The organism is Clostridium sp. 1001283B150225_161107_B6, assembly GCF_015556325.1.
GTDB lineage: Bacteria > Bacillota > Clostridia > Lachnospirales > Lachnospiraceae > Enterocloster.
This window is the reverse complement of record NZ_JADNMD010000003.1, coordinates 310988-337229: the sequence shown is the minus strand read 5'-3', so window position 1 is coordinate 337229 and position 26242 is coordinate 310988. Positions and strand designations below refer to the sequence as shown.

Genomic DNA, 26242 nt, shown 5'->3' with positions numbered 1-26242 from the left:
CCACAAGCGATTTATTGAAGATGGGGCTGATTAGAAGCGGCTATACTGACCTAACCCCAGAAGATGAAGTGGAAATGGCCAGCTTTATCTGGCCGATTGTCAGAGGAATCATCAGGACTGCGATTGAAAATCACCAAAAAGACCCCGGCTTGAAAAGGAGAAATACTGTGAATACGCCCAAAATAGAAACAGAACGTTTAATTTTAAGGAAATTTACAGGAGAAGATATTGAAGCACTGTTCCTTATCCTTAAAGATGAAGAAGTCAACAAATTTTTGCCTTGGTATCCCATGAAGGACATTGAGGAAACAAAGAAATTTTATATGGAACGATATGCTGCAAAGTATGCCCAGCCGCAGGCTTATGCGTATGCAATCTGCCTTAAAAGCGATAATTTTCCCATTGGCTATATTAATGTTGATATGGAGGAACATCACGATTTCGGTTACGGACTCCGAAAAGAATTTTGGCATCGGGGTATTGTTTCCGAAGCGGGCAAAGCTGTTGTGGAGCAGGTGAAAAAGGATGGCCTGCCGTATATTACCGCAACCCATGACAGAAATAATCCGAGAAGCGCAAATGTGATGAAAGCTTGCGGTATGAAGTATTGCTATACATACGAAGAACAGTGGCAGCCGAAGGACTTCCCCGTGCTTTTCAGGATGTACCAGCTCAATTTTGACGGCAATGAAGATTTCGTATATAAGAAATACTGGAATATGTACGAAAAGCATTTTGTTGAAGAAATATTTTAAAACCAATCCTACGTACAAAAATATCTTGTCAAGCAGAAAATTAGATAAGTTTAAAAAAAATATAAAATTAACTAAAATTCTATAAAAATTAAATAAATAATTATTGAATTTAAGGGTCGAATATGATAAAATAAAAACAATCTATAAAAATTCCTTTTTCTAACAGCGCTGGTATAGTTTTTTTCTTTATGAATAATCTAGTACCATGCTGGAGGATTCAGGGAAACTCCGGGGAGTTTCTGTGAGAGCGCGAAAGCGCAGGACAGATATAAGCGTCCATAAAATCTTCCATGCTCACAGGCAAAAGGGAGGCATACTTTCCCATCTATGGTGGGTGTCCCTATTGTATGTTTACATCCCGCTCCTTGGAGCGCTGATTATATCAGCACAAATAAAAATGCCGCGGTATGCGGCCAATTAAACGTATAGGGGGAATTAGGAATGGACGTTATTACAAATCTCGTAGCAAAAGGTAACAGTTTTCTCTGGAGTTTTCTGTTGATTGTTCTTCTGTGCGGCACTGGTATCTACTACACAATCCGCCTGAGATTCATCCAGGTGAGAAAGTTTACTGAAGGCTGGAAACTGGTATTCGGGCACCTCAGCCTTAATGGTGAGAAGCACGAAAAGGGTGAGATGACACCGTTCCAGTCAATCGCAACTGCAATTGCAGCCCAGGTTGGAACCGGTAACCTGGCAGGCGCTGCCACGGCTCTTTTAGGAGGCGGACCTGGCGCTATTTTCTGGATGTGGGTAAGTGCGTTCTTTGGTATGTCAACCATTTACGCAGAGGCAACTCTGGCTCAGAACTTTAAGACTGAGGTAAACGGTGAGGTAACCGGCGGTCCTGTTTATTACATAAAGGCGGCTTTTAAGGGCACCTTCGGCAAGGTCCTGGCGGGCTTATTTGCAATCTTTATTGTGCTTGCCCTGGGATTCATGGGCAACATGGTTCAGGCCAACTCCATCGGAGCTGCATTTACAGAAGCATTTGGAGCATTTAACATAACAATCTCACCAGTCATCATAGGCGTTATCGTGGCAGCTATTGCAGCATTTGTTTTCCTGGGCGGGACACAGAGGCTTGCATCCGTTGTTGAGAAGGTAGTTCCCATCATGGCAGGCGTGTACATTGTGGGAAGCCTGATTCTTATTATCATGAATATTGCCAACGTTCCTGCAGCCATTAAGATGATTTTTGTAGGAGCATTTGACCCGCAGGCTGTATTAGGCGCAGGCGCAGGTATTGCAGTAAAAGAAGCCATCCGTTTCGGCGTTGCCAGAGGTCTTTTCTCTAACGAGGCTGGTATGGGTTCCACACCTCATGCACATGCAAGGGCTACTGCGGAGAATCCTCATAAGCAGGGACTTTGCGCTATGATTAGCGTATTCATCGACACGTTTGTAATCCTTAACCTGACTGTATTTTCCGTACTGACCACGGGCGCTCTTGAGTCCGGAAAGAACGGTACTGCTCTTACACAGGCAGCTTTCATGAGAGGATTCGGCTCCTTTGGTATTGTATTCGTTGCAGTCTGCCTTTTCTTCTTCGCATTTTCTACGATTCTGGGCTGGCATTTCTTTGGCCTTATCAATGCGAAGTATCTATTTGGCGATAGTGCAGCAAAGATTTATTCCTTATTGGTAGTGGCTTGTATCATAATCGGTTCCGCTCTGAAACTGGAGCTGGTGTGGGATTTGGCAGACTTCTTTAATGGTCTGATGGTTATACCCAATGCCATGGCCTTGCTTGCCTTAAGCGGTCTGGTGGTACAGATATGTAATAAGTACAGTAGTAAATAACACCTGATACAGTAAAATAAATGGTATTTTTGCGGCAGCTTTTCCGGAATATCCGGGGGAGCTGCTGCTTTTTCTTTTCCTTTTTGCAGCGAATGAAAAATTTAGTTATTGGGAAGTATTTATGGTAAAAGAGAAAGCAGAAATGAGGAATTAAATCATGATTGACTCCATTGCAAAGATAACGCTGTATGTGAAAAATCAGAATGAAGCCAGGGATTTCTGGACAGAAAAAATGGGATTCATCGTGCGTCTGGAACAGCAGATGGGAGCTGGACAGAAATGGCTGGAGGTAGGGCCGGAATACGGAGGCGGGACATCCTTTGTCCTGTATGACAAAGAAATGATGAAGGCCCAGAATCCTGAAGTAAATGTGGGCCACCCTTCTGTCATCTTATGCACCGGGGACCTTGAAAGCGCCCATAGGGAAATGAAGGAGAGGGGGGTCCTGGCCGGGGATATCATGAGGATGCCTTACGGCAGCATGTTCCAGTTTTATGATATGGACGGGAATGTGTTTTTGCTGAGGGAGGAAGTCGGTACACATTAAGTTTCCGTGTAATTTCCAGGCCTGTTTTTCTGCGAAACGCCGTGCATGTATTTGTAAACCGGTATAAAATATGTTAGAATAAGTAGCATTAGAGCATACGGCGATAACCGGGAAAGGATGTAGTCAGGAGAATGCAGAAGTCCAACAAAGGAGAACTGTCCAACCTGAAAAGCAAACTGCTGGCAGAACAGGTTCAGGAGCAGATATATCAGTATATATTGGATACACCTATAGCAGTAGGCGCTAAACTTCCCAATGAATTTGAATTGGGAGACAGGTTCAGCGTGGGAAGGAGTACTATCCGGGAGGCGGTAAAGCTTTTGATTTCCAGAGGAATTCTGGAAGTCAGAAGAGGCTCCGGCACGTATGTGGTCAGCACCACGCCCATGGATATGGACCCCCTGGGCCTGGGCGCAGTGGAGGACAAGATGGCCCTGGCCCTGGATTTGGTAAATGTCCGTATCATCCTGGAGCCGGGAATCGCTGAGATGGCAGCGCTCAATGCAACAGAGGAGGACGTGGAGAAGCTGCGGAATCTGTGTGACAGCGTGGAGCGGAAGATAAAGATTGGGGACAGCTACATAGAGGACGATATTGCCTTCCATACCTGCGTGGCCGAATGCTCCAAGAATAAGGTGGTGGAGCAGCTGATTCCCATTATTGACACAGCCGTCCTTATGTTTGTCAATGTGACCCACAAAAAGCTGACGGACGAAACCATCATGACCCACAGGGCAGTGACAGATGCCATTGCAGAGCATGACCCCATTGGCGCAAAGACAGCCATGATGATGCATATGACCTTTAACAGGAATATGATTCGGCAGCTGATGAAGGATGGGCGTGAGGCATAGGGGTGGGTATATTGGAAATCGGCGATATGAAATATGAGTGACATTAAAAATCAGAAATATCAATAAGCAGTAATACCTATAAGATAAAGTATCTCCCGGAAACAGATAAAAGGGAATACTTATACTTATAGGTATTTTTTTGGTTAATTGAAAGAGGAAAATAAATACATCTGACGACTTTTTGCGCTGACGTAAGACGCACAAGGCAAAAAAATAAGAAAAATGGGATATACTGGAAATTCAACAGCGCGAAATTGTGTATAGTGCACAATTTTGCTAAATTCTTTTGACAATTAAGTAGAAAACAGGTCTGATGACTTGAAAGAATAATCCAGAAATGCTACTATAAAACTACAAAGAAGTCAGACGTCAGATGTGAAGAGAAAGAGGAGGCATTTTATGGAACTGAACAGTCAAAGAGTAAGAGCGCTGGCACCGGAGAACGACCCGTTAAAAATCGGCATGGGGTGGAAGGTGGAAGACCTGGACAAGCCGCAGATTATGGTTGAGAGTACATTTGGGGACAGCCATCCGGGCAGCGCCCATCTGGACCGGTTTGTAAACGAAGCCATGCGTGGAATTACGGATGCAGGCGGAAAGGGAGCCAGATATTTTACCACCGACATATGCGACGGCATTGCCCAGGGACATGACGGCATCAACTATTCCCTTGCACACAGGGACATGATTGCCAATATGATTGAGATTCACGGCAATTCCACTGGATTTGACGGAGGTGTGTTCATTGCCAGCTGTGACAAATCCGTACCGGCTTGTCTGATGGGACTGGCAAGACTTGATATGCCGTCCATCGTGGTAACCGGCGGCGTCATGGATGCAGGCCCTGACCTTTTGACCCTGGAGCAGATTGGCGCTTACTCTGCCATGTGCCAAAGGGGTGAGATTACAGAAGAGAAACTCACCTATTATAAGCACAACGCCTGTCCATCCTGCGGGGCCTGCTCTTTTATGGGTACTGCCTCCACCATGCAGGTCATGGCCGAATCCCTGGGTCTGATGCTCCCTGGCTCTGCGCTGATGCCTGCAACCTGTGAGGATTTGAAGGAAATGGCTTATAAGGCCGGACTTCAGGTTATGGAACTGGCCAGAAAGGGGCTTAAGGTAAGCGATATTGTTACCATGAAATCATTTGAAAATGCTATCATGGTGCATGCAGCCATATCCGGCTCCACCAATTCCCTGCTCCATATCCCTGCCATTGCCCATGAGCTGGGGCTGGAGATTGACGCCGACACATTTGACCGTATGCACAGAGGCGCCCACTATCTGCTGGATATCCGGCCTGCCGGGAAGTGGCCCGCACAGTTTTTCTACTATGCAGGCGGTGTTCCTGCAGTGATGGAAGAAATTAAGTCCATGCTCCATCTGGATGTGATGACAGTTACAGGAAAGACTCTGGGAGAGAATCTGGAAGAGCTTAAGGCCAATGGATTTTATGACAAATGCGACGGATACCTGAAAAAATGGGGTCTTAAGCGCACCGATGTTATCCGGACCTTTGAGGAGCCCATTGGAACAGACGGAACCGTGGCCATATTAAGAGGAAATCTGGCGCCGGAGGGTTCCGTGGTGAAACATTCAGCTGTTCCCAAGGAAATGTTTAAGGCGGTCCTGAAGGCAAAACCCTTTGACTGCGAGGAGGATGCCATTGAGGCAGTCATCTCCAGGAAGATACAGCCGGGAGATGCTGTGTTTATCCGGTATGAAGGACCTAAGGGGTCGGGAATGCCGGAAATGTTCTATACCACAGAGGCTATTTCCTCAGACCCGGAGCTGGGCAAGACCATAGCCCTTATCACGGACGGCAGGTTCTCCGGGGCATCCAAGGGACCGGCCATCGGACATGTATCGCCTGAGGCAGCGGACGGAGGGCCCATTGCACTGGTGGAAGAGGATGACCTTATCCGGATTGATATCCCGGAACGCGTACTGGAAATCATAGGCGTAAAGGGGAAGGAGCTTCCTATGGAAGAAGTGGAGCGGATTCTTGCAGAGCGCAGGAAGGCCTGGAAACCCAGGGAGGCCAAGTATAAGAAGGGTGTTCTTAAAATCTATTCCCAACATGCCGTATCCCCGATGAAGGGCGGATACATGGTCTGATTGCCGTAGCAGGAAAATATTAAGGTAAACATATAGGGAAAATAGGGATATTGTGTGAAATTATAGGAGGGTAATAAGTATGACAACAACGACTGCTGCAGCTCTGGACCCAACCAGACTGATTATCGCTGCCCTGGCAGGGCTGGTAATTCTGCTGCTTTTAATCATCAAATTCAAGGTCCAGGCAATGATTTCCATTCTGGTCGGTGCAGTGGCCATCGGCCTGATTGCAGGTATGCCGTTTGCAGATATCATCAGTTCTGTCAATGAAGGAATTGGCAGTACACTTAAGGGAATCGCCCTGCTTGTGGGCCTGGGTTCCATGTTCGGCTCCATATTGGAGATATCAGGAGGCGCCCAGACGCTGGCCGTTACCATGGTGAAGAAATTCGGCGACAGGAAGGCTGCCTGGGCCCTGGGAATCACGGGTCTTGTCATCGCCATGCCCGTATTTTTCGACGCAGGACTCATCATCCTGATTCCTCTTGCCTTTTCTCTTGCCAAGAGAACCAAGCGCTCCTCACTGTTTTACGCCATTCCCCTGCTGGCCGGTCTGGCGGTAGGCCACGCATTTATCCCGCCCACTCCAGGTCCGGTGCTGGTGGCCACCATGCTGGGCGTGGACCTGGGATGGGTCATCATGATAGGCATTGTGTGCGGTATCTTTGCCATGATAGTGGCCGGCCCCATATGGGGAACCATCTGCGGAAATAAGTACGATGTTCCGGTTCCGGAACATATTGCAAACCAGGAGGATTTTGACGAATCCAAGCTTCCTAAATTCGGGACAATTGTGGGAATCATATTGATTCCATTGGTTCTTATCATTCTGAATTCCATTGCAAAGGTGGTTCCTGCCCTTGCCTCTGTACAGCCTGTATTGGGATTTCTGGGCGAGCCCTTTGTGGCCCTTACCATTGCAACCATTGTGGCCATGGTTCTTCTGGGATACCGCCACGGATACAGCAATGAGGAGCTGGAAAAGGTACTGACAAAGTCCCTGGAGCCTACCGGACTGATTCTCCTGGTAACAGCCTGCGGCGGCGTGCTCCGGTTCATGCTTCAGAACTCCGGTCTGGGTGATGTGATTGGCAATGCAGTGTCCTCAGCATCCCTTCCGATTGTGGTAGTGGCGTTTGTGGTGGCTGCCCTGGTGCGTATCTCTGTGGGTTCTGCGACCGTAGCCATGACCATGGCTGCCGGTATCATTGCAGCCATGCCGGAGATTGCAACCCTTTCCCCTCTGTACCTGGCCTGCGTCACGGCAGCAGTAGCAGGAGGCGCAACGGTTTGCTCCCATTTTAATGACTCTGGTTTTTGGCTTGTGAAATCACTGGTAGGGCTGGATGAAAAGACCACTCTCAAGACATGGACCATCATGGAGACACTGGTGGGCGGTACCGGATTTGTGGTAGCCCTTATCATATCCTTCTTTGCATAAGGATGGATGGTGTGGTTATATACGGTCGTTCAGATATGAAATGAGATATTTAGGGGGAGGCAGTCTTCAGGCTGTCTCCCCCTTTCAGCGCGCCGCTATATGCCCGGCGGGTCTTCAGGCTGGCTTAATAGTTTTTGCATCTGGGACAACAAAGAGTATTTGTTGTCAGGCAGTTGTCCTAAGAAGGTGTATTTGTCCAGGACCGTGGTATCTGCAAAGGCGCAGTGTTCCAGCTCCAGGCCACTGAGCAAATCGTGGGCTTCCTGCAGGCGTTCAAGAGGCGAGAGAGGGGTGAAAGTACCCTCCCTGCACATAGATGCCAGGCTGGTGTTAGGCCATACCCTCAAGCCTATGAACCATACCCTTGCAGGCTGTACTTTATTCAGGAAAGCAATTGTGTCATTCACATGTTGGCCGGAACATTCTTTCCCGCCCAGTCCCGGAATGACGTTGAGGGAAAATGGGATACCGGCCTGGCGTAAGCGCAGACACGCCTCTTCCGCCTCCTGGGCCGTGATTCCCTTATTCATGAGCCGCAGCACCTCGTTGCATCCGCTTTCCAGACCAATATACAGATGGGTCAGACCGCGGCGCATGAGGACGTTAAGCTGCTGCAGGTCCTTTCTCAATATGTCGTCAAATCTGGCATACATGCTTATGCCTTCCATCCATGGCATATGGGAATGCACGATGTCAAAGATGGACAGCAGTTTGGGAGTGTCCATCACAAAGGGATTCTCACCCAGAAGGAAGACAGAGGTTTTGCCGGTTGAATACTGGGCTAATATAGCGGCTTTTTTTTCTATGTCGCCCAGAGAAAAAACAGAAAACTTATCGTTGGAAAAGTCACAAAAAGCACACTTGTGCCAGCTGCACCCCAGGGTAGTCTCTAAGAACGCACTGTCATTTTCCCAGAAGGGGCGGTAAATTTCTTCACCAGTATACAATGATATATTGTCCATAATGATTCCTTTACTCGGATATTATGCTGTCCGTACAGTTGGGAGCTATCTCTATCTTCAGTAAATCCAGAGCTTTGCCGACCATGTGCCAGCGGTAGGTACGCTCCTCCTTCAGGCTTAGTTTGGGGTCCCCGAAAACATGGCAGATATCATTACCGCGCAGGATGCGGCTCACCCCCACGCTCTCGGCAATCTTAGTCAGGTTTGTCACCTGTATTACAGGTATGCCAAGACGCTCGATTTCTTTTCCAATCAATGCACCGCACCGGGTGCTGGTCCCGCAGGTGGAGGACAGGACAACAGCGTCCACATCGCAGTCCCTTAGTGATACGGCAATTCGTTCTCCCAGGGCAGTACCGTTTTCAACCGATGTCATTACGCCGGCCGTGGTGTAGAAAATATCAAATAACCGCCCTATCATACCCTCACGTTCCGCCCTTCGCAAGGCATCTATGGGTAAAAGCCGGTTGGGGTCCTGTTCTATATATTCGGTATTATAACCCTGATGACTGACCTCGTAGTCCTTGGAGAGAAGCATTTCACTGCCGCTCAGAGAATACATGCAGAACTTCTGTGAATTTGTTGGGTTGAGATTATCCGGGTTTCCTTTGGGGACAAGCCCGCCGTCTGTAACAAGAGCAATCCTGGCTTTTGCCAGTTCCTTTTTCAAGTTAGGCATCAGTATCTCCTGAAAAGGCTTCGCGGGTACTTCTGTCTCGAAATTCTGTTTATGATATTTGGCTAGCAGCATGTCTATGCCACGTTTGCTGGCAGGAGTTGCATAGTCAACATTTTTGATTGATGGGTTTTTGGAGTTGTTATCCAAACATAATCACCAGCTTTCTATAACCTGTTTCTGTAGAACATGATAATACGGTCTTTCTTACATCATATAGATTTCGATAATATATGTCAAGATGCATTTTGTGCACGTTGTACACGGGGGGACAGGAGGAATATTATAATTTGACAATAGCTGCTAATGGACATATAATAGATAGATATTATTGATATATTTGTAACTATCCAGTTGTTTTATCTATGTGTGTACCAAGTTGAAGTTAATGAATGCAAAGGAGGAGATGTTCAACGTCCAGCAGCGATATAACTAAAAAGGCATTTGCGGATGCAATCAAACATCTGCTTAAAAAAAAGTCATTAGCCAAGATTTCCGTAAAGGATATAGTTCAGTATTGTAATATCAGCCGAAATACTTTTTATTATCATTTTAAAGATAAATATGAATTGATAAACTGGATTTTTTATACAGAAACATTGGCAGAAGTCAACTCCTTCAATGACCCCAGCAAGTGTCAGGACAGTTTTATAAATCTGTGCAGGTATCTGCATAAAAACCGGAGTTTTTACCTGAGCTGTTTCCAATATGTGGGCCAGAATTCCCTGAGGGATTATTTGCAGAATTTTTATTATGAGTTGATTCGCATGAACCTCAGTGTTCAATATTCAGAGGCAGGAATCAGGCTGTCAATTGATGAACTGAACCTGATGGCGCGTATGGAGGCTTATTCATATGTAGGCATTGTTTTTGACTGGGTCAGGGATGGCATGAATAACGATTATGGGCGGTATTTCGACCATCTTGCCAGTATACGAAAGATTGAGATGTCCTATAATAAAATGACTGAGAAAAGTATGATGCAGAATCATTGACAAGCCAGTAAGAGGATGGCGCAGCTGTGTTATACCCGTGATATTCCGGCAGAAAACCACCGTTTTGGAGGTTTTCTGCCGGATTTTTAATGCAGTCCTACCATATGGCCTGTATGTGACTATTGTATGCCTTTGACGGAATAAGTGTATTACACTTTGTGAATAATGTAATATTTTTGCGCACTGTAGCAAGTCTGTAAATTGATTATGGCGGTTATCCATACTACACTGAAAGAAAAAGAAATGGGGGTACCGAGGAATGAATGGTAAACAGGAAACAAACAGGTGGGCGATACTGGTGTACGGTATGATTTGCATGTTGATTATGGGCATATGTTATACATATAGCTTATTTCAGCCCTATATCATGGACCACTTTTCCGTGGCAAGTGCGAGTGCAAGCCTTCCATACACGATTTTTATTGCCGTGTTCTGTGTGGGAAACTTTTTCGGAGGCGTCATGCAGAGAAAGATGTCCTTGAAGACAGTGCTGATTATTGGGTATGGGCTTATGTTTTTAGGGTGGTTCGCCTCAGCAGTTTTGCCGCCGGACATGTTCTGGTGCATGTTTTTGACATTTGGAGGCCTTTTTGGAATCGGAGACGGCATTGTATATAATGTTATCGTTGCACTGATGCCAAAGTGGTTTCCGGACAAAAAGGGACTGGCATCCGGGCTCACGCTTGCCACTTTGGGAATCAGTGCAACGGTATTTTCACCCATAGTAAGCTCCTGGCTTACAAATTATGGTTATATGAAATCGTTCATGATAGTCTCAGGAGTATACATTGCAGTTGGAATATTCGGGACCATTACAATGAAGGCACCTCCGGCCGGATTTATGGAGGATTATGTATCTGCCGGAGCCAATGTCAGCTCTAAAAAGCAGTATACATTAAAAGAGGCGCTGCATGTAAAGGAATTGTATACAATAACCGGATTATATTTCTGTGCGGTACCAGCTTATCTGCTGCTTAGTGCGATTTTTGTTACATATGGAGCGGATAAGGGACTTACATCAGCCATGGCAACCCTGGGCGTCAGCATTGCCTCATTGTGCCAGGTTGGCGGACGCTTCGTCATTCCTACCTTAAGTGATAAGATAGGACGTAAGGCAGCATTTGCCATTTCCTTTTTCATTACAGCTGGAGGGGTTGCATTATTGACAGTTGCAACGGGAAATCTTTATATGTTCTGCTTCTGGCTCCTCAGCTTGTCTTATGGCGGCTGCCAGGCCTGTTTCTCACCGATTGCAGCAGACCGGTTTGGAACAAAGAATGTGGGTGTTATCCTCTCTTTCACCATGATTGGCTTTGGCGTGGGCTCCGTAGGTGCATCCCTGCTTGCAAAGGTGGTAGGTATCTCTACTGCATTCATCGGTGCCGGAGTAGTTGCGCTGCTTGGAATTGTCCTGGTATTTACGCTGCCTGGCAAGAAAAGTGCTGAGAATGCATGATAATATATTACATGTTTGACATAGGAAAGGAGTGCTTAAATTGAGCAAAAAATTGCAGATTGACTATGTAAGGGTAAAGAAAGTTCAGTTCGGGGACAAAACAGTTTTAGAGAATGGGATACTGACAATTAACAAAGAGGAATTGATTGACACGGTAAAGAGTGAGATGTTCGGGAACCTGGATATCAAGATAGCAGTGCCTGGGGAGAGCTGCCGCATTCTGGCCATACATGATATCATGCAGCCCCGCTGCAAGGCGGATGCGCCGGAGACCTCCTATCCGGGTATCTGGGGAAAGCTTGCTCCTATGGGGGAGGGACGGACGGTTGCTCTTAAGGGCGTGGTGGTATCAGACATCTACTATGCAAAGTGTAATATTAAATATTATATGGATATGGGCGGTCCATGCGCCAAATATACCCACTTTTCAAAGCATTATCATGTGATTCTGGATGCAACGCCGGCAGAGGGCGTAAGCGATGCAAGCTATGCAGAGGCATTAAAATATGCGTCCCTGACAATCAATGTATATCTGGCAAAGCTGGGAATCGGCCTTACACCGGATGAGACAGAAACCTTTGAATTGGGACCCGTAGGACCGGGGCCTGATGGAAAGCCTCTCCCCAAGGTGGCGTATCTTGTTACCCATATGGCTTCCCATGATACATGGAACTTCCTGGTATATGGGCAGAGCGCACTGAACTTTTTGCCAGTCATTCTCCAGCCCACTGAGATACTGGACGGAGCCATGGTATGGAGATACTGGGAGCCTAATTACTATCTGCAGAATGAGACATACATCAAGGAGCTGCTGAGAAGGCATGGAAAGGACCTGGAATTCGTAGGCCTTGTATTTGCCAATAATGTGATGAAGATTGACGGCAAGGATGCCATGGGAATGATGGCGGCCACCTTGTGCAAAGAGACATTGAAAGCAGACTGCGTTCTTGTCAATAAGTCCGGCATGGGACATTGCCAGCTGGATTCGGCCCTGGCCTTTAACTGGTGCCAGAAAATGGGGATGCCTTGCGTCATGAATCTGTCTGCTGTTTCCAATGATGTTCCCGGCGATATGCTGGTTATCTCTGACCCTAAGATTGACGCAGTTATAAACAGCGGAAGGAATTACGACCTGCAGCATCCCAAGGTGGACCGTGTGATTGGTAAAGATGCAGGTGTTCCGAGTCTGATGGGATATAATGTTGAGGGACCATTTACACACACAACAAACTTCGCTTATCAGGGAATCTGGTCTCAGCTGGGTGATTGTTATGTGACAACAGACAGCGATTTGCCGGATGTCCCGGACACTATGTAAACAGGAGGGAGAAGAAATGTCTGATAAGATTCGTGTGGTTCACTATATCAACCAGTTTTATGGCGGATATGGCGGGGAAGACACCGCCAGCATGGGAATCGTGGTAAAAGAAGAACCCGTTGGCCCCGGGCTGTATCTGCAGTCAGCATTGGGAGACAGCTATAAAATAGTTGCAACTATTATTTGCGGTGACAATTTTATTGCTGAGAATATTGAGAACGTGTCAAATGAGGTTGCTGACATTGTGGAAAAATACAATGCCCAGATGTACATAGCCGGCCCCGGATTCAACGCAGGGCGGTACGGTCTGGCCTGCGGAGCCACTACGGCAGTTGTTACTGAACGGCTTAAAATACCTGCAGTCACCGGCCTATATACGGAAAATCCGGGCACAGACCTCTACAAGGACAGGGCCTATATCCTGCAGACTGAAAACAATGCGGCTAAGATGAAGGAGGCACTGGAACGACTGGCTGGTTTTGCATCTCGTTTGGCGGAGGGCGGTTTTATCAGTGATGGAAAGACAGAAGGATACTTTGGTTCTGGTCCTGCCGTAGATATTGATTATGGCACACCTGCAAGTACCAGGGGCATAAACATGCTTCTCAACAAATATTTCCATCAGAATTTCAGAACCGAGGTGGTCATGCCGAACCATGAAGAGATTCCGGTTCCGGTTCTGGAAAAGCCGCTGAGTGAAGCAAGAATTGCGTTGGTTACGGACGGAGGCCTGGTTCCCAAGGGGAATCCGGACCATATGGTTCCCACCAACTCCAAGTATTTTAAATCTTATAATTTCGGGGATACAGACCACCTGGATGCATCTGATTATGAGGTCAGCCACCAGGGATATAACAATGCGTTTGTATTGGACGACCCCAACCGCCTGGTACCTGTGGACGCAATGCGTGCCCTTGAGAAGGAAGGAAAGATAGGAAGCCTTCTGGACACCTATTATACCACGGCCGGTGTCATGACTCCCATGGAGATGGGGAAAAAGTTTGGTGAGGAGATTGCAAAGAGCCTGAAGGACCAGAATATTGATGCGGTCATACTTACCAGCACCTGAGGGACCAGCTCTCGCTGCGGTGCAGTGATGACAAAAGAAATCGAAAGGGCTGGAATACCTATTGTGCAGGTTACCAATTTGACTAAGATTGCGGAAGGCATTGGTTCCCACCGGATATTCCGCGGCAACAGCGTACTCCATGTGTTTGGCAATCCGTCCCTGCCAAAGGAGCAGGAGGTAAAATACCGTAAAAAACTGGCGGAAGAAGTGCTTACCATGCTGGAAGAGACGCCCGGAGAAGGGGAGTCCAGCATGATACGCGAGGAATAGAAATGTGCTGACAGAGACAGGATAGAATCATAATGATAGAAGGGTTCCTTTTCTCAGATATTATAATAAGGAAAGGGAACCCTTTTTGCGTATCTTCCGGATTTATACCGCTTGTTTTTTGTGTAAAAATGATAAAAACTATTTACATCTGCTTATCTTTGTGGTAGTATTATATATGTAACCGGTTACAGATTATTCTGGCACGGTTACAGGAAAAAGAGAGGGAAAGGGCCATGAACATTAAAGAGATTGCACGCCGGGCAGGTGTCTCTTCCGCTACGATTTCCAGGGTCCTCAATAATTCGGGATATGTGAAGGAGGAAACCAGGCAGAAGGTGCTTAAGGCAGTGGAGGAGTACAACTATGTGCCCAGCGCCATTGCCAGAAGCCTGAGTATCCAGGACAGCTTAAGTGTGGGAACCATTATCCCGGATATTGAAAATGAGTTTTTCTCCAAGGTCATAAGCGGAATCAGCGAGGTGGCCGAGACATATCATTATAATATTGTTTTTCTGGGAACCAATGAGACATTGGACAAGGAACATGACTTTTTAAAAATCGTGGAAAGCCAGAGACTGAAGGGCGTAATCATTACGCCGATTTCAGAGACGGACACGGTTACCAGGGATAATCTGCTCCGGCTGGAGGAATCCGGCATACCGGTGGTGCTGGTGGACCGTGATGTGAAGGGAGCCCAGTTTGACGGCGTTTTTGTGGACAACCAGAGGGGTTCCTATGACGGGGTAATGGAATTAATAAAGGCAGGCCATGAACGGATTGCCATCATAACCGGACCCGAGACTTCCAAGCCTGGCAAGGACCGGTGCCAGGGCTATATGCAGGCCATGGAGGACAGCGGGCTGGCTGTGCCTGAGGCGTATGTTGCCTGCGGCGATTTTAAGATTGCCAAGGCATATGAGTGCACCGGACGGCTTCTGGGACTGAAGGAACCGCCCACAGCCATCTTTACATCCAACAACCTTTCCACCCTTGGGTGTCTTAAGTATCTGACGGAACACAAGGTGAAGATAGGAAGGGATATTTCCCTGATGGGATTTGATGACATTGATGCCCTGCGGATGATTGACTACAGGATATCCGTGGTGGACAGGGATGCCAGGGAACAGGGGCGGGAAGCCATGAGGCTTCTTCAGGAGTGCTTTGAGGATTCCGGGAAGAACCGCCAGCGAGGAAAGCGGATTACCATTCCTTATCAGGTAATCCTGAGAGGGTCGGAGCAAAAGAAAACAACCTGACGATTAGGTCAGATTGTTTTCTGCACAAATCTGTAACCGGTTACACACAGAACAAAAGCCATTCTATTTTTTTACTGAGATATGTAACCGGTTACAGAAAATATATATTACAATTTTAACCTATATAAGCTTCAAATGGAAAAGGAGAATGAAAATGGGAATTGCACACATGATTGACCACACGATGCTGAAGGCAGATGCCGGTAAGGATACCATCATTCGATACTGCAGCGAGGCAAGGGAACATAAATTTGCCTCTGTCTGTGTCAATACCTGCTTTGTGCCCCTGGTGGCGGAGCAGTTAAAGGGAAGCGGGGTAAAGACCTGCTGTGTGGTAGGGTTCCCCCTGGGAGCCATGCTTACCACAGCAAAGGCCTTTGAAGCCTCAGAGGCTGTAAAGGCAGGGGCGGACGAGGTGGATATGGTTATCAACATAGGCGCCCTTAAGGACGGGGACGATTCCTTTGTGGAGGAGGATATCCGGGCAGTGGTAAAGGCTTCTGCAGGCGCAGTGGTAAAGGTCATCATAGAAACCTGTCTTCTGACGGATGAGGAGAAGGTAAGAGCCTGCCGGCTGGCAGTGAAGGCAGGGGCTGATTTCGTGAAAACCTCCACCGGATTCAGTACAGGCGGGGCAACGGCAGCTGATGTGGCGCTGATGCGCAGGACGGTTGGAGAAAGTGCCAGGGTAAAGGCCAGCGGCGGTATCCGTACGCCGGAGGATGCTGCGGCCATGATTGAGGCCGGGGCAGACAGAATCGGAGCAGGCAACGGGATTGTGCTGATATAGCGGGCACACAGCCAGGATGGATTAAGGAGAGAAATCATATATGGAACATTTGGGAAAGAAAGTAACGGTATTCGGCAGCTTTGTGGTGGATTTGATGGGCAGGACGCCGCACCTGCCGGCAGCAGGAGAGACGGTGAAGGGAACCGTGTTTAAGATGGGTCCCGGCGGAAAGGGATTCAACCAGGGAGTGGCGGCCCATAAGGCAGGAGCGGATGTGACCATGGTGACAAAGCTGGGTCAGGATGCATTTGCAGACATTGCCCTTAATACCATGCATGAGCTTCACATGGATTCGGGAAGAGTACTGTATTCCAAGACAACGGAGACAGGATGCGCCCTGATTATGGTGGATGAAAACAGCAGCCAGAACGAAATCGTGGTCATACTGGGGGCCTGCAATACCATTACGGACCAGGAAGTGGATTCCCTGGAGGATTTGGTGGGACAGTCCGAATATCTGCTGACACAGCTGGAGACTAACGTATCCTCTGTGGAACGCATTGTGGACATGGCATACAGGAAGGGCGTCAAGGTCATTTTAAATACAGCTCCTGTGCAGCCTGTCAGTGATGAGCTTTTGGGCAAGATTGACCTGATTACGCCCAACGAGGTGGAGGCGGAGATTCTCACAGGAATCAAGGTGGACAGCGAGGAAGCAGCGGATAAGGCGGCGGACTGGTTCTTTTCCAAGGGCGTAAAGAACGTGCTGATTACACTGGGGCATCGCGGCGTATACATAAACACGGGAGAAAAGAAGGGAATCATACCTGCCTATAAGGTGGACGCAGTGGATACCACCGGCGCCGGGGATGCATTTAACGGCGGCCTTCTGGCAGCGCTGTCAGAGGGAAAGGATTTGTGGGAGGCAGCTGATTTTGCCAATGCCCTGGCGGCGCTGTCCGTACAGAAAATCGGCACCACGCCCTCCATGCCGGTCAGGGAAGAGATTGACGCATTTATGGCAGCAAACCATTGACATCAGTAACAGGAGAAGGGGAAACGAACATGTTAAAGACAGGAATATTACATCCGCAGCTGGCCAGGGTGCTGGCGGAACTGAGACACAAGGATACCATTATTATCGGAGACGCAGGGCTGCCCATTCCCAGGGGAGTGGAGCGCGTGGACCTGGGCTGGAGGCCCGGTGACCCGGCTTACCTGGATGTACTTGAAGAAATACTTAAATATATCGTGGTGGAGGGAGCCGTGTTCGCGGATGAGGCTCTGACTGTGACTCCGGACTTCCACAAGAAGGCGCTGGCCCTTCTGCCCCAGGGCCTTCCGGTGGAATACATTCCCCACACAGAGCTTAAGGAGCGCAGCAGGGATGCCAAGGCCATTGTCCTTACCGGTGAATTTACCGGATACACCAACGTGATATTAGTGGCTGGATGCGCTTACTGATACAGCCCTGGTAAAAGGGGTGCTCTCAGGAACTCTTAGCAGCAAGGGAGGGGTAACATGGAAGAAAAATTAGTATTGCAGATGGATTCAATTGTGAAGACATTTCCGGGTGTAAAAGCCCTGGACGGAGTCCATCTGGATGTGAGGAGGGGCGAGGTGCACGCCCTGTGCGGTGAGAACGGCGCAGGCAAATCCACCCTGATGAAAATCATAGCAGGAGCTCAGGGATATACTTCCGGACACATGTATGTCAATGGGGAGGAAGTGGTGTTCCACTCCACCAAGGATGCGGAGCGCAAGGGAATCGCCATGATATACCAGGAATTCAACATGGTGCGGGACCTGTCCGTGGCGGAGAATATGTATTTGGGAAGGCTTCCGAAAACTTCCTACGGCGCAGTGGACTGGAAGAAGCTGTACAAGGACGCCCAGGAGGAGCTGGACCGTCTGGGTCTTAAGTTTGACTGCCGCACCAAGGTGCGCAACCTGTCTGTGGCTGAATCCCAGATGACGGAAATCGCAAAGTGCCTGACCATAGGCGCCAAGGTCATCATCATGGACGAGCCCACGGCTGCCCTGACAGATGAGGAAATCCGTATCCTGTTTAAAATCATAGCGGAGCTTAAGGAGAAGGGGATTTCCATTCTGTATATCTCCCACCGAATGGATGAGATTTTCGAGATTTCAGACCGCCTGACCGTGTTCAGGGATGGAAAATACATAGCGACCAAGGATATAAAGGACACCAACTATGACGAGGTGGTTTCCATGATGGTGGGCCGCAGTGTTACCAACCTGTACCCTGAGAGGGATTACAGGCAGGATGAAACTGTGCTGGAGCTTAAGGATATCTGCGGCAAAGGCGTCCGCAACGTGAACCTCAGCCTCCGCAGGGGCGAAATACTGGGAGTGGCCGGACTTCTGGGCTCAGGCACCATAGAGCTGTCTAAAATCGTGTACGGGGCGCTTCCCATGGAGTCCGGAGAGATTTACATAAACGGGGAAAAGAAGGACTGCTCCAGCCCAAAGAAAGCGTTGAAGGCAGGAATCGGATTTGTGTCCGATGACAGGAAGCAGGAAGGGCTGGTGCTCATACGCAATATCAGGGAGAATGTTTCCCTGTCATCCCTGGACAAGATAACCCATTTCATTCATCTGGATAAGAAGCTGGAGACAAAACAGATTGACGCGCAGGTCAGGAGGCTCAACATTAAAATCAGCAGCCTGCAGCAGCTGGCAGGTAAACTCAGCGGCGGCAACCAGCAGAAGGTGGTATTTGCCAAGGTGCTGGAGGCCAACCCGTCCATTCTGATTCTGGACGAGCCCACCCGCGGCGTGGATGTGGGGGCCAAGGCGGAAATCTATCAAATCATGGATGAGCTGACCAGGGCCGGAAAAAGCATTATACTGATTTCCACGGACCTGCCCGAGGTCATTGGAATGAGCGACCGGGTGGTCATCATGAGGGAAGGCCGTACGGTCCTGGAAATACCCAAGTCAGAAATGAATCAGGAAATTATTTTAGCCCATGCATCCGGAGGTGTCAGCGAAAATGAATAATATAAATAAGAAAAAATGTATCGGCCAGCTCAATATTTACCGTTCCGTACTGATTTTACTGGTAATCTGCGTATTTGCAACCATATTGTCCCCCAGCTTTTTAAGCGTGGCCAACCTGTTTAACGTGTTTAAGCAGATTACAGTGGCCGGTATTGTGGGATGCGGCATGACCTTTGTCATCCTCACCGGAGGAATCGACCTTTCCGTGGGCTCCATCCTGGGCCTGGCAGGCGTTCTGGCCTCCGGCATCCTGGAATCCACGGGCAATGCGGGCGCGGCCATTGTGGTGGCTCTGGCTGTAGGCATAGGATGCGGCGCTGTAAATGGTTTTTTTGTGGCAGTGTGTGAGATTCCTCCCTTTATCTCCACCCTGGGCATGATGACCCTCCTGCGCGGATGCATCCTCGTTTATACAAAAGGCTCCCCCATTCCCATTAAGGTGGATGCCTACAAATTTTTTGGCAAGGGTACAGTTGCCGGGGTGCCGGTACCTGTCATCATCCTTATCATCCTCTTCCTCATTGCCCACTATGTGCTGACACAGACCAGCTACGGCCGCAGCATCTATGCCTTTGGGGGCAATCGGGAGGCCGCGCGCCTGTCCGGTATTTCCGTCCGCTTCACGGAGTGGATGGCTTATACGCTCAATGGGCTTATGTGCGGAATCGCAGGCGTGATTTTGACGGCCAGACTGGGTTCTGCCCAGTCCACCAGCGGCACCGGCATTGAGATGGACGCCATTGCGGCCGTTATCCTGGGCGGCACATCCTTAAGCGGCGGCGTGGGCTTTGTGCTCCCCACCGTGGTGGGCGCCATGATTATGGGTATTATTGATAATATCCTGACACTTATGAACGTAAATCCCCATGCCACCAACATTGTGAAGGGCGCTGTCATACTGATTGCAGTCCTGGTGGACAAGAAGGTGAAGGATTTGTCTGCCAAGGCAGAATAGAACATGCCCGGAACCGGGCGCAGAGAATATGGTACCTATGGCCTGCCATACCGCCCATGGTGCGGCGGGCTGTTATGCAAATTTCATAAAAGAAAAGGAGAATGTATTATGAGGAAACAAATTGGGGCAACTGTACTGGCAATGGCAATGGCGTGCTCACTGATGGCTGGATGCAGCTCGGGTTCAGGGGACACCACCGCAGCGGCCGCAGCCGCAGCGACTGAGGCAGCAAAGGACGAGGCAAAGGATGAGGCCAAGGAGCCTGCTTCCGAGGCGGAGAAAACCGGCTCAGAAGAGGGAAGCGGAAAGAAATATGTGATTGGCCTTGCCATGAACACGCAGACCAACCCATTCTTCGTGGATGTAAAGGACGGAGTCCAGAAGGCTGCGGACGAGCATGGAATTGAGCTCTACATTACCGATGCGCAGGACGACCCCACCATCCAGATGAAGGACGTGGAAAACCTGATTACAAAAAAACCGGACGCCATCATCATCGATACCTGTGATTCCGACGCCATCGTGTCCTCCATCGAGGCATGCAATGAGGCGGGGATTCCGGTATTCACCATGGACCGCGAGGCCAATGGCGGCGAGGTCATTTCACATATTGGCTATGACGCTATCAAGTCGGGCCGTATGGCTGGACAGTACCTGGTTGACACATTAGGCGGAAAGGGCAAAATTGTTGAGATTCAGGGCATTATGGGAACCAATGTTGCGCAGAACCGTTCCCAGGGCTTTAACGAAGTCATGAAGGACAATCCTGATATGGAAATCGTAGCCTGCCAGGTAGCTGATTTTGACAGGGCCAAGGGCATGAGCGTTATGGAGAATATTCTTCAGGCTAATCCGGAAATCGACGGACTTTACGCTGCAAATGACGAAATGCTGTTAGGAGCGCTGGAGGCAATGGAAGCAGCCGGAAGAACCGATGAAATCGTAAAAATCGGCTGTGACGCCATCGATGATACCCTGGATGCAATGAAGGCCGGCAAGGTTGACGCTACCATCGCAGAGCCGCCGTTCTTCCTGGGCAAAGCCATCCTGAACACTGCCTATGATTATCTGGAAGGCAAGCAGGTCGAGCCTTATGTAATCCTGGACAACCAGCTGGTGACACAGGATACAGTGGACAGCCTGGTAACAAAGGAATAATTTACCGGCAGTTCTTGCACACAGGAAACAGAATAATTTCAGGCCATCGGCTCATACTATGAGGGTACAAAGGAAGTACGAATCAGAAACAGGTGAGTCCATGGAAAAACCCGGTAAGAAACTGAAGAAATTACTAATTATAACAGGAACCACGGGAGCGGTGTATGCAGGATTTAAATACCTGCTGCCCCTCGTGGCTCCTTTTTTCGTGGGTTATATCCTGGCCCTGCTGCTGCGGCCTTCGGCCAGGTTTCTGTCCTACCGCATGAAAATAACGGTAAGGGGAAAACGGCATCATATGCCCATCGGCGTCATCGGCGGCGTGGAATTTCTGGCAGTGCTGTCCGTCCTGGGAGCAGTGCTTTACAGAGGCGCCCTGAAGCTGTGCGCAGAGGGCAAGCTGCTTATGGTACAGCTGCCTGTGTGGCTGGAACAGTTTGATGTGTGGCTCACAGGAAACTGCCACAGGATGGAACATGCCATGGGGCTGAGGGCCGGCTGTGTGGCGGACATGGCAGGGGACATGCTCTATCATATGGTAGATACATGCAAAACAGCCGCCATGCCCTTTCTCATGGCCAACTCCATGTCTGTAATCAGCTGCCTGGCAAAAGGAGCCATTGTAAGCCTTGTGGTGTTCCTGGCAGCCATATTAAGCCTTCAGGAAATGGAGGACCTGCGGGACCGCCGGGACCAGTCCGCCTTCCGCAAGGAATTCAATATGATTGGAAGCCGCCTGGTACAGACAGGGAAAGCCTGGTTCAGGAGCCAGGGAATTATTCTGTTCATAACAACGGGACTGTGCATCGGGGGAATGTTCCTGCTGCGGAATCCCTATTATATCATGGCAGGCATCGGAATCGGCATACTGGATGCCCTTCCCATCTTTGGGACCGGTACGGTGCTTATACCCTGGGCGGTCCTTAAGCTGGCCGTGGGGGACTGGAAACAGGCACTGATTCTCACGGCCCTTTACCTGGTGTGCTACTTCGTGCGTCAGATTCTGGAGGTGCGTATGATGGGCGGCCAGGTGGGTCTGTCTCCTCTTGAGACATTGGCGTCCGTGTATGTGGGGCTGGAACTGTTTGGATTTTTTGGGTTCATACTGGGGCCTTTGGGGCTGCTGCTGATTGAGGATATGGTGGAGGCATGGACGAAAGAGGAAGAGATGGAGACATAGGGGGATACAAGGAATGATTTGTCTGCCACAGAAGCGTCATATGGCGATTCTGTGGTTGACAAAGTCCCAAAACTGACGTAAAATCATTCTTACATAAAGAGATGACCAATTCATAGAAATGACATGGAAAGGGAACAGTAAGCGTGATTGCACGTCACAGAGAGAGGACCGAAGGTGAGAGGTCCTTACGGTTGGCAGATGCTGAACCCACCCTGGAGTCCTGCATGATGAATGCAGCGTATGTCCGGCGTTAACGGATTATGAGAGAACCATGAGGGCGGACAGGGCCCTGAGGTTAATGAGGGTGGTACCGCCGAGTCATTCGGTCCCTTGTGCATAGAGCGCAGGGGACAGGGTGGCTTTTTTAGTTTCATAATGTTAGATATGCAAGGGTCAATGTAAATAACGAAAAGGAGAAGAATCATGGCAGACAACAAGAAAATGGTAGAGGCCATCACATCCATGGATGAGGATTTCGCCCAGTGGTATACGGATGTGGTAAAGAAGGCGGAGCTGTGCGATTATGCCAGCGTCAAGGGATGCATGGTGATTAAGCCGGCCGGCTACGCAATCTGGGAGAACATCCAGAAGGAGATGGACAGAAGGTTTAAGGAGACAGGGGTGCAGAATGTCTACATGCCTATCTTCATACCCGAGAGCCTGTTGGAGAAGGAAAAGGACCATGTGGAGGGATTTGCCCCTGAGGTGGCGTGGGTAACCCATGGAGGACTGGAGGAACTGCAGGAGCGCATGTGCGTCCGGCCTACTTCTGAGACACTGTTCTGCGATTTTTATGCAAAGGACATCCACTCCTACCGCGACCTTCCCAGGGTCTATAACCAGTGGTGTTCGGTTGTGCGCTGGGAGAAGACCACGCGTCCCTTCCTCCGCTCCAGGGAATTCCTGTGGCAGGAAGGTCATACAGCCCATGCATCAGCTGAGGAAGCTGAGGCCAGGACAATCCAGATGCTGAACCTGTACGCTGACTTCTGCGAGGAAGTGCTGGCCATTCCTGTTATCAAGGGCCAGAAGACGGATAAGGAAAAGTTTGCCGGAGCAGAGGCAACCTACACCATCGAATCCCTGATGCACGACGGAAAGGCCCTGCAGTCAGGTACCAGCCATAACTTCGGAGACGGGTTTGCAAAGGCATTTGACATCCAGTTTACGGACAAGGACAATACATTAAAGTATGTACACCAGACTTCCTGGGGCGTGAGCACCCGTATCATCGGCGCCATCATCATGGTGCACGGCGATGACAACGGCCTGGTGCTTCCTCCGAGAATCGCTCCGGTCCAGATTATGGTTGTTCCGGTGCAGCAGCAGAAGGAGGGCGTGCTGGATAAGGCATACCAGCTGAAGGAGCGTCTTACCAAGGCAGGATTTGCCGTAAAGGTGGATGATACGGACAAGAGTCCGGGCTGGAAGTTTGCTGACTGTGAGATGCGCGGCGTACCCCTCCGCGTGGAGATAGGACCAAAGGATATAGAGAAGAACCAGGCCGTGCTGGTGCGCAGGGATAACCATGAGAAGAGCTTTGTATGCCTGGATGAGCTGGAGTCAAGAGCAGGCGAAATGCTGGATACCATCCATGACTCCATGCTGGAGAAGGCAAGAAAGCACAGGGATGCCCACACCTATACAGCAGCCGGATGGGATGAATTTGTGGATACCGTCAACAATAAGCCCGGCTTTGTAAAAGCCATGTGGTGCGGCTGCCTGGAGTGCGAGGAAAAAATCAAGGAAGTGGCCGGCGCCACATCCAGATGCATCCCCTTTGAGCAGGAGAAGCTGTCCGACACATGTGTCTGCTGCGGGAAACCGGCGAAGAAAATGGTTTATTGGGGCAAGGCGTACTAAAAAATATATAGAAATGGCAGATGCAGGACCAGACCTGTATCTGCCGTTTTTTTATGCACGGAAAAGAAATACCTGGAGAGGAAACATCCGGAAAGGCGTTCCTGCGGGTTTATACCCCCAGCCATCTGCTGCTGGCTTCATATAACCGGGCAATGGTTTCCGGCCGGTCTTCCCCGGCCAGGTCCCCGTTGGGATGTCCGCCGTATTTGACCTGACGGAGCATCATATTGGCATAGGTGGGACGGTACTGGGACAATTCCTCCCGGCTGGCGCAGAAGGAACCATGTGTAAAGGCGGATTTCATAGTATCCTTCTCATAGATGGCGTCCATGGTGAGAAGTTTCCATATCCCGTTGCGTTTCTCTGCCCGGTAGTGGAGACGCGTATGGGTGGACAGGTCCACCAGGTCATGGTCCAGCTCGCAGCGGATTTGGATGGCGGTGATGCATTCCACAATGGCGCGGCTGCCATGTTTCCATACCAGGGTATCAAAAATCTTATGCTTTGCAGGGGCCTTTGTGGTGACCAGATGTCTGGAACCTTCGATGAATTCATCTATGGTTCCTTCCATCCAGGAAACGACAATGCGGGCGTCATCGTGATAACAGGTGCGCAGCTGGTCCCACAGCATATAATCACGGCAATAGCGCTCAAATTCCACCAGTTCCCGGAGATTGAACTTATCTGTCACATCCTCCGGCGTATTCTTACCCATCGGGCATTCGTAGAACATTCCCATATACTTCACCTCATTCATGTATTTGATTGGCATAACGTTATTCTACCGTATATAAAAGTGAAAAGCTATGGTCGTATGACTAAAATCATAGCAAAACAAGTGACGAAAAACTGTTCTAAACAACGAAAGGGGCAGGGGGGACAAATAAGGTATTTGTTCATTGGAACAGATTATTAGTTTAACCTTAAAATCCTTTTTGGTCGGCCGGACATTGTTTGCAGCCTGATGCAGGGCTATAATAAATGCAACATGAACGGTTCCGACACGGCCGGCGGAACCAGGGGTATGTTAAAAAAGAACATGCAGGTAAATGTACAAACGAGTAGGAGGTATTGGTTTTATGGAGTATTTAGAGCTTGCGAACAGCTGGATTATGTGGGTGGCGGTTCTTCCGGCAGTACTTTTAACAGTATTTCAGGCAGTGATTTTCACAAAGAAGTCCATATCTACAGGAAAGAAGCTTGGCATTACCAGCCAGCAGTTTAAACGGGCCACAGCCGCGTCGGCGGTGGCCAGCCTTGGACCGGCAGTGGTATCGGCCATTGGCTGTGTTGCCCTGATTGTGGCAATGGGAGGGCCGGTGGCATGGATGCGCCTTTCATTTGTTGGAAATGTAAGCTATGAGCTGGTCAGCGCACAGGTGGCGGCTACCAGTGCCGGTGCCACCCTGGGCGGCGAGGGAATGAATATGAACATTTTTTGCAACTGTCTGTGGGTTATGTCCATTGGATGTCTGGGATGGATTCTGGTAGGCGCATTGTTCACAGATAAGATGGATAAACTGAACCGTTTTGTGGCAAAGGGAAATGCCGTAAAACTGGGAATCATCACCACGGGTTCCATCATTGGTGTATATTCCTATCTTGCCACAAACCAGTGCATCAGTGCATCCAGCAGTTCAGGAGCAGTGCTGGCTCTGTTTTCAGCAGGAGCCGTACAGGCATTTTTTACTCTCTACAATAAAAAGCATCCGAATAAGTGGATGCCCCAATGGGGAATGACGATTTCCATGGTGGTAGGAGTGGTATGTACCGCAGCCTACCTGTATCTGTAATGAGTCAACTGATATT

23 protein-coding genes and 1 other annotated feature are annotated in these 26242 nt (G+C 49.2%); of the genes, 20 read left to right on the top strand and 3 right to left on the bottom strand.

Annotation, left to right across the window (positions count from 1 at the left end):
* Positions 1–20 precede the first annotated feature (20 nt).
* From I2H39_RS10010 to I2H39_RS09985, 6 genes are all read left to right on the top strand, one after another.
* Positions 21–755 (top strand): GNAT family N-acetyltransferase, encoded by a 735-nt coding sequence (locus I2H39_RS10010; protein ID WP_330640712.1) that lies wholly within the window; start codon positions 21–23, stop codon positions 753–755.
* 441 nt (positions 756–1196) lie between these two features.
* Positions 1197–2558: a sodium:alanine symporter family protein gene (locus I2H39_RS10005; RefSeq protein WP_138310814.1), complete on the top strand. Its 1362-nt coding sequence runs from the start codon at positions 1197–1199 to the stop codon at positions 2556–2558.
* Positions 2559–2715: 157 nt separating this feature from the next.
* The gene (locus I2H39_RS10000; RefSeq protein ID WP_138310815.1) at positions 2716–3105 is read left to right on the top strand and encodes a VOC family protein; all 390 of its coding nucleotides are present in this window, start codon (positions 2716–2718) and stop codon (positions 3103–3105) included.
* A 131-nt stretch (positions 3106–3236) separates the two neighbouring features.
* Positions 3237–3959: a FadR/GntR family transcriptional regulator gene (locus I2H39_RS09995; protein ID WP_138310816.1), complete on the top strand. Its 723-nt coding sequence runs from the start codon at positions 3237–3239 to the stop codon at positions 3957–3959.
* A 405-nt stretch (positions 3960–4364) separates the two neighbouring features.
* Positions 4365–6080 (top strand): dihydroxy-acid dehydratase, encoded by a 1716-nt coding sequence (gene ilvD / locus I2H39_RS09990; protein WP_347563882.1) that lies wholly within the window; start codon positions 4365–4367, stop codon positions 6078–6080.
* A 79-nt stretch (positions 6081–6159) separates the two neighbouring features.
* Positions 6160–7521: a gluconate:H+ symporter gene (locus I2H39_RS09985; RefSeq protein ID WP_138310818.1), complete on the top strand. Its 1362-nt coding sequence runs from the start codon at positions 6160–6162 to the stop codon at positions 7519–7521.
* 95 nt (positions 7522–7616) lie between these two features.
* Here the strand turns inward: I2H39_RS09985 and I2H39_RS09980 are convergent, their stop codons facing one another.
* Both I2H39_RS09980 and I2H39_RS09975 read right to left on the bottom strand, forming a co-directional pair.
* Entirely contained in the window at positions 7617–8483 is an 867-nt protein-coding gene (locus I2H39_RS09980) for a radical SAM protein (RefSeq protein ID WP_207746787.1), read from the bottom strand.
* 10 nt (positions 8484–8493) lie between these two features.
* Positions 8494–9309 (bottom strand): glycine/betaine/sarcosine/D-proline family reductase selenoprotein B, encoded by an 816-nt coding sequence (locus I2H39_RS09975; RefSeq protein WP_227146373.1) that lies wholly within the window; start codon positions 9307–9309, stop codon positions 8494–8496.
* A 449-nt stretch (positions 9310–9758) separates the two neighbouring features.
* On the opposite strand from I2H39_RS09975, the gene I2H39_RS09970 reads away from it, so the two are divergent.
* The 13 genes from I2H39_RS09970 (at position 9759) to proS (ending at position 24433) form a co-directional block, all read left to right on the top strand.
* The gene (locus I2H39_RS09970) at positions 9759–10154 is read left to right on the top strand and encodes a TetR-like C-terminal domain-containing protein (protein ID WP_243281799.1); all 396 of its coding nucleotides are present in this window, start codon (positions 9759–9761) and stop codon (positions 10152–10154) included.
* 259 nt (positions 10155–10413) lie between these two features.
* Positions 10414–11610, top strand: coding sequence for an MFS transporter (locus I2H39_RS09965; protein ID WP_138310821.1), 1197 nt, complete (start codon positions 10414–10416; stop codon positions 11608–11610).
* Between the two features lie 40 nt (positions 11611–11650).
* Positions 11651–12928, top strand: coding sequence for a glycine/sarcosine/betaine reductase component B subunit (locus I2H39_RS09960; RefSeq protein ID WP_195626362.1), 1278 nt, complete (start codon positions 11651–11653; stop codon positions 12926–12928).
* Positions 12909–14267, top strand: coding sequence for a glycine/betaine/sarcosine/D-proline family reductase selenoprotein B (locus I2H39_RS09955; protein WP_347708577.1), 1359 nt, complete (start codon positions 12909–12911; stop codon positions 14265–14267). Before I2H39_RS09960 ends, I2H39_RS09955 begins: the two co-directional genes overlap by 20 nt.
* Positions 14268–14500: 233 nt before the next feature.
* Complete coding sequence (locus I2H39_RS09945; RefSeq protein WP_138310825.1) at positions 14501–15523, top strand: LacI family DNA-binding transcriptional regulator; 1023 nt, start codon at positions 14501–14503, stop codon at positions 15521–15523.
* A 154-nt stretch (positions 15524–15677) separates the two neighbouring features.
* Positions 15678–16313 (top strand): deoxyribose-phosphate aldolase, encoded by a 636-nt coding sequence (deoC, locus tag I2H39_RS09940; RefSeq protein WP_138310826.1) that lies wholly within the window; start codon positions 15678–15680, stop codon positions 16311–16313.
* A gap of 40 nt (positions 16314–16353) precedes the next feature.
* A complete protein-coding gene (gene rbsK, locus I2H39_RS09935; protein ID WP_138310827.1) occupies positions 16354–17289 on the top strand; it encodes a ribokinase in 936 nt (311 codons plus the stop codon).
* A 29-nt stretch (positions 17290–17318) separates the two neighbouring features.
* Positions 17319–17717, top strand: coding sequence for a D-ribose pyranase (gene rbsD, locus I2H39_RS09930; RefSeq protein WP_138310828.1), 399 nt, complete (start codon positions 17319–17321; stop codon positions 17715–17717).
* Between the two features lie 57 nt (positions 17718–17774).
* Positions 17775–19277 (top strand): sugar ABC transporter ATP-binding protein, encoded by a 1503-nt coding sequence (locus I2H39_RS09925; RefSeq protein ID WP_138310829.1) that lies wholly within the window; start codon positions 17775–17777, stop codon positions 19275–19277.
* Positions 19270–20232: a ribose ABC transporter permease gene (locus I2H39_RS09920; protein ID WP_330640714.1), complete on the top strand. Its 963-nt coding sequence runs from the start codon at positions 19270–19272 to the stop codon at positions 20230–20232. The genes I2H39_RS09925 and I2H39_RS09920 overlap by 8 nt, the downstream gene beginning before the upstream one ends.
* Before the next feature lie 108 nt (positions 20233–20340).
* On the top strand, positions 20341–21390 hold the full coding sequence (locus I2H39_RS09915) for a substrate-binding domain-containing protein (protein ID WP_178332083.1): 1050 nt from the start codon (positions 20341–20343) through the stop codon (positions 21388–21390).
* 58 nt (positions 21391–21448) lie between these two features.
* Positions 21449–22570, top strand: coding sequence for an AI-2E family transporter (locus I2H39_RS09910; RefSeq protein ID WP_138310832.1), 1122 nt, complete (start codon positions 21449–21451; stop codon positions 22568–22570).
* 115 nt (positions 22571–22685) lie between these two features.
* Positions 22686–22904, top strand: a binding site (T-box leader).
* 89 nt (positions 22905–22993) lie between these two features.
* The gene (gene proS / locus I2H39_RS09905) at positions 22994–24433 is read left to right on the top strand and encodes a proline--tRNA ligase (RefSeq protein WP_195626360.1); all 1440 of its coding nucleotides are present in this window, start codon (positions 22994–22996) and stop codon (positions 24431–24433) included.
* Positions 24434–24542: 109 nt separating this feature from the next.
* On the opposite strand, the gene I2H39_RS09900 is transcribed toward proS, so the two are convergent.
* The gene (locus tag I2H39_RS09900; protein WP_243281794.1) at positions 24543–25190 is read right to left on the bottom strand and encodes a nuclear transport factor 2 family protein; all 648 of its coding nucleotides are present in this window, start codon (positions 25188–25190) and stop codon (positions 24543–24545) included.
* 322 nt (positions 25191–25512) lie between these two features.
* Here I2H39_RS09900 and I2H39_RS09895 point away from each other — a divergent pair, with 322 nt between their 5' ends.
* A complete protein-coding gene (locus I2H39_RS09895; RefSeq protein WP_195626359.1) occupies positions 25513–26226 on the top strand; it encodes a DUF5058 family protein in 714 nt (237 codons plus the stop codon).
* The last annotated feature ends 16 nt before the right edge of the window (positions 26227–26242 follow it).

Excerpts from the sequence above, each read along its gene's own strand:
- I2H39_RS09985 (WP_138310818.1), top strand. The coding sequence starts at position 6,160 with ATGACAACAACGACTGCTGCAGCTCTGGACCCAACCAGACTGATTATC.
- I2H39_RS09995 (WP_138310816.1), top strand. The coding sequence starts at position 3,237 with ATGCAGAAGTCCAACAAAGGAGAACTGTCCAACCTGAAAAGCAAACTG.
- rbsD (WP_138310828.1), top strand. The coding sequence starts at position 17,319 with ATGTTAAAGACAGGAATATTACATCCGCAGCTGGCCAGGGTGCTGGCG.
- I2H39_RS09915 (WP_178332083.1), top strand. The coding sequence starts at position 20,341 with ATGAGGAAACAAATTGGGGCAACTGTACTGGCAATGGCAATGGCGTGC.
- I2H39_RS09945 (WP_138310825.1), top strand. The coding sequence starts at position 14,501 with ATGAACATTAAAGAGATTGCACGCCGGGCAGGTGTCTCTTCCGCTACG.
- rbsK (WP_138310827.1), top strand. The coding sequence starts at position 16,354 with ATGGAACATTTGGGAAAGAAAGTAACGGTATTCGGCAGCTTTGTGGTG.
- I2H39_RS10005 (WP_138310814.1), top strand. The coding sequence starts at position 1,197 with ATGGACGTTATTACAAATCTCGTAGCAAAAGGTAACAGTTTTCTCTGG.
- I2H39_RS09895 (WP_195626359.1), top strand. The coding sequence starts at position 25,513 with ATGGAGTATTTAGAGCTTGCGAACAGCTGGATTATGTGGGTGGCGGTT.
- I2H39_RS09910 (WP_138310832.1), top strand. The coding sequence starts at position 21,449 with ATGAGGGTACAAAGGAAGTACGAATCAGAAACAGGTGAGTCCATGGAA.
- I2H39_RS10010 (WP_330640712.1), top strand. The coding sequence starts at position 21 with ATGGGGCTGATTAGAAGCGGCTATACTGACCTAACCCCAGAAGATGAA.
- I2H39_RS09925 (WP_138310829.1), top strand. The coding sequence starts at position 17,775 with ATGGAAGAAAAATTAGTATTGCAGATGGATTCAATTGTGAAGACATTT.
- deoC (WP_138310826.1), top strand. The coding sequence starts at position 15,678 with ATGGGAATTGCACACATGATTGACCACACGATGCTGAAGGCAGATGCC.
- I2H39_RS10000 (WP_138310815.1), top strand. The coding sequence starts at position 2,716 with ATGATTGACTCCATTGCAAAGATAACGCTGTATGTGAAAAATCAGAAT.
- I2H39_RS09900 (WP_243281794.1), bottom strand. The coding sequence starts at position 25,190 with ATGAATGAGGTGAAGTATATGGGAATGTTCTACGAATGCCCGATGGGT.
- I2H39_RS09980 (WP_207746787.1), bottom strand. The coding sequence starts at position 8,483 with ATGGACAATATATCATTGTATACTGGTGAAGAAATTTACCGCCCCTTC.
- I2H39_RS09965 (WP_138310821.1), top strand. The coding sequence starts at position 10,414 with ATGAATGGTAAACAGGAAACAAACAGGTGGGCGATACTGGTGTACGGT.
- proS (WP_195626360.1), top strand. The coding sequence starts at position 22,994 with ATGGCAGACAACAAGAAAATGGTAGAGGCCATCACATCCATGGATGAG.
- I2H39_RS09920 (WP_330640714.1), top strand. The coding sequence starts at position 19,270 with ATGAATAATATAAATAAGAAAAAATGTATCGGCCAGCTCAATATTTAC.